Annotated in this window: 4 protein-coding genes; 2 read left to right on the top strand and 2 right to left on the bottom strand. The window is 69.3% G+C overall.

The features are described 5' to 3' along the window. Together A5697_RS12160 and A5697_RS12155 are read right to left on the bottom strand one after the other, a co-directional pair. Nucleotides 1-1,010, bottom strand: a 1,010-nt coding sequence (locus A5697_RS12160) for a lipase family protein (RefSeq protein ID WP_068010602.1), incomplete at its 3' end; no start/stop codon positions are given. Nucleotides 1,011-1,169: 159 nt separating this feature from the next. Then, entirely contained in the window at nt 1,170-1,886 is a 717-nt protein-coding gene (locus A5697_RS12155) for an NUDIX domain-containing protein (protein ID WP_068010601.1), read from the bottom strand. Nucleotides 1,887-1,932: 46 nt separating this feature from the next. On the opposite strand from A5697_RS12155, the gene nadA reads away from it, so the two are divergent. Continuing rightward, complete coding sequence (gene nadA / locus A5697_RS12150; protein WP_067948098.1) at nt 1,933-2,982, top strand: quinolinate synthase NadA; 1,050 nt, start codon at nt 1,933-1,935, stop codon at nt 2,980-2,982. Continuing rightward, the coding region (locus A5697_RS12145; protein WP_156673267.1) for an FAD-dependent oxidoreductase at nt 2,979-3,499 on the top strand (521 nt) is incomplete at its 3' end. The genes nadA and A5697_RS12145, both read left to right, overlap by 4 nt.

The raw sequence follows: 3,499 nt of genomic DNA, 5'->3' as shown, positions 1-3,499 counted from the left end.
GTCGGCACGGCCACGCCCAGCTTGATGCTCTCGAACACGTGCATCACCTCGGGCGTCGACAGGATGCTCTCGAGCGGCTCGTCGAGGTAGTCGCCCATGTTCTTGCCGGCCATCCGGACGACCGCCTCCACAGTGGTCATCTTCTCGAGCGACTCGAGCAGGGCTCGCCCCTCCTCGTTGCTGTGCTCTTTGATCACCCTGTCCAGCTCGGGATAGATGTGGGCGAGCGCGGATACCACCAGCGCGGGCAGACCCGAGAGGAAACTGCCGTTGAGCCTGCGGAAGGTGTTGCCCAGGTCGCCGACCGGTGATCCCAGCACCGCTCCGACGATGTCCAGTTCGGGCGCGTACTCGGCGCAGACCTCGGCGGCCCAGGCGCTGGCCAGCCCGCCGCCGGAGTAGCCCCACAGCCCGACCGGCGCCAACGGGGACAGTCCGAGGCGTTCGGAACCCAGGGCGGCCCGGATGCCGTCCAAGACGCGATAGCCGGGCTCGTACGGCGCGCCCCACAGGCCCTGCAGCCCCTCGTGGTCCGGCACGGAGACGGCCCAGCCCTCGGCGACGGCGGCGGCGATCAGGAAGAGTTCGAGCTGGCCGATCGACCCGAGGGCCTTCGCCCGGCGCCGCAGCGCGTAGGACGGGAAGCAACGGGACGACACCGCGTCGATCGCGCACTGGTACGAGAGCAGCGGGCACGGGCGTTCCGGGGCGAGCTCGGCCGGGACGATCACGGTGGTCGCCGCCGCCTCCGGCTCGCCGTGCATGTCCATCGTCCGGTAGAGCAGCTGGATGGCCTTGACGGGCTGCGGGATCAAACCCAAAAACGCCAGTTCGACGTCGCGCGAACGCAGCACCGTCCCCGGCTCGGCGTGTTGAAAGCCCAGTGGCGGTTGGTAAAACGGATCGTCCGAGGGCAGCAGCGGGCGTACTTTGCGCTGCAGTTCCTCGTGGGGCGGCCGGGCGATCCACTCCGCGCCATGCGTGCCTGCCAGATTGCCGAGCTCAGCCATTGGGCTCCCTTCTAGGCCATCGGGCATTGTCGCGCACGAACGGCAGGTAACCAAAACGTAATCGCCGGACTGTGAGCGACTTCTTGCCCGCGCGTGCAGAGTCGGACGCGCCACTGCTCCATTTACGATCGCGTCACCCGAAAGACGCTTTCCGCGAGCCTAGCCGGGGGGCCGCAACGCGGCGAATTCATCGGTGACCCGCAGCCGGGAATCGGTGAAGTGGTACAGGGCCGCGGGCCGCCCGCCGCTGCGGCCCGACTGCGCGATGGTGCCGGTCTGGCTGATCACGCCGCGGCGGACCAGCACCCGCTGCAGGTTCGTCGCGTCGACTTGGTAGCCGAGCGCGGCGCCGTAGATGTCGCGGAGTGTGGAAAGCGCGAATTCCTTTGGCGCCAAGGCGAACCCGAGGTTGGTGTAGGACAGCTTGGCGATCAGCCGGGCGTGCGCGTGCGTCACCATCGGGCCGTGGTCGAAGGCCATCGGCGGCAGGCAGCTCACCGGATGCCAGCGGGTGTCCGGCGGCAGCTCGGGGGTCGCGGGGGAGGGCACCAATCCCAGGAAGGTCGACGCGATCACCCGGTCGCCCGGCACCCGGTTCGGGTCGGAGAACACCGCCAGCTGTTCTAAGTGCGCGAGCTCTTTGAGGTCCACCTTCTCGGCCAGCTGTCGCAGCACGGAGGTGGTGATGTCCTCGTCGTTGCGCAGCTGCCCGCCGGGCAGCGACCATGCGCCGCGCTGCGGGTCCTTGGCACGCTGCCATAACAGCACGTTAAGCTGCGGTTTTTCCGTCGGGCGGCCCCTCGTAACCTGCTCGGCGACATGGCGAACCTGGAATACGACCGCGAGCACTTCGTGGGCGGTGTTACCATGGGCCATGTTTTCGATTATAAGTCGAAAACCTCTCGGGCTGAAAGGAGCCGCCGTGACGGTTGTAAATCGCATGGACACGCTCGCCGAAGACATGATGGCCGAAGTCACGAATTCACCCGCGGGTTACGCCGGTGTCGAGGGCGACGAGCAGTGGGCCGCCGAGATTCGCCGACTGGCGAAGCTGCGCGGCGCCACCGTGCTCGCGCACAACTACCAGCTGCCCGCCATCCAGGACGTCGCCGACCACGTCGGAGACTCACTGGCGCTCTCGCGGATCGCCGCCGAGGCACCCGAGGACACCATCGTGTTCTGCGGGGTGCACTTCATGGCCGAGACCGCCAAGATCCTCAGCCCCGACAAGACGGTCCTTATCCCGGATCAGCGGGCCGGCTGCTCGCTTGCCGACTCCATTACCCCCGACGAGCTGCGCGCCTGGCGCGACGAGCACCCCGGCGCCGTTGTCGTCTCCTACGTCAACACCACCGCCGCGGTGAAGGCGCTCACCGACATCTGCTGCACCTCGTCCAACGCGGTGGACGTGGTCGAGTCCATCGACCCCGACTGCGAGGTGCTGTTCTGCCCGGACCAGTTCCTCGGGGCCCATGTGCGCCGGGTGACCGGCCGCACCAACATGCACGTGTGGGCCGGTGAATGCCACGTACACGCCGGGATCAACGGCGACGAGCTGTCCGAGCAGGCGCGGGCGAACCCCGACGCCGACCTCTACGTGCATCCCGAATGCGGTTGTGCCACTTCGGCTTTGTACCTCGCCGGCGAGGGCGCCTTCCCGGCGGATCGAGTGAAGATCCTGTCCACCGGCGGCATGCTCGACGCGGCGCACCAGACCCAGGCGCGCAAGGTGCTGGTCGCCACCGAGGTCGGCATGCTGCATCAGCTGCGCCGGGCCGCCCCGCAGGTCGACTTCCGCGCGGTCAACGACCGGGCGTCCTGCAAGTACATGAAGATGATCACGCCCGCGGCCCTGCTGCGCTGCCTGGTGGACGGGGCCGACGAAGTCGATGTCGACCCGGAGATCGCGGCGGCGGGCCGCCGCAGCGTGCAGCGAATGATCGAAATCGGCCAGCCGGGCGGCGGCGAATGACCGTCCGCCCCGCCTGGACCCATAGCGCCGACGTTGTCGTCATCGGCACCGGCGTGGCCGGATTGGCCGCGGCGCTGGCCGCCCATCGCGCCGGCCGCAGCGTCGTCGTGCTGAGCAAGGCGGACCAGGCGAAGGGGGGGACCGCGACCCACTACGCGCAGGGCGGCATCGCGGTCGTCCTGCCCGACAACGACGACTCGGTGGAGGCGCACGTCGCGGACACCCTGACGGCCGGCGCCGGCCTGTGCGACCCCGACGCGGTGTATTCCATCGTCGCCGACGGGTACCGGGCGGTGTCCGAATTGGTCGGCGCCGGAGCGCGATTCGACGAGGCATCGCCGGGCCGCTGGGACGTGACGCGCGAGGGTGGGCACTCGCGGCGGCGGATCGTGCACGCCGGCGGCGACGCCACCGGAGCCGAGGTGCAGCGGGCGCTCGACCACGCCGCGGCCACGCTGGACATCCGCGCCGGCCATGTGGCCCTGCGCGTGCTGCACGACGATTCCGCCGTCACCGG

The organism is Mycobacterium sp. E3251 (genome assembly GCF_001666835.1).
Classification (GTDB): domain Bacteria; phylum Actinomycetota; class Actinomycetes; order Mycobacteriales; family Mycobacteriaceae; genus Mycobacterium.
This window is presented reverse-complemented; position numbering and strand designations above follow the sequence as displayed.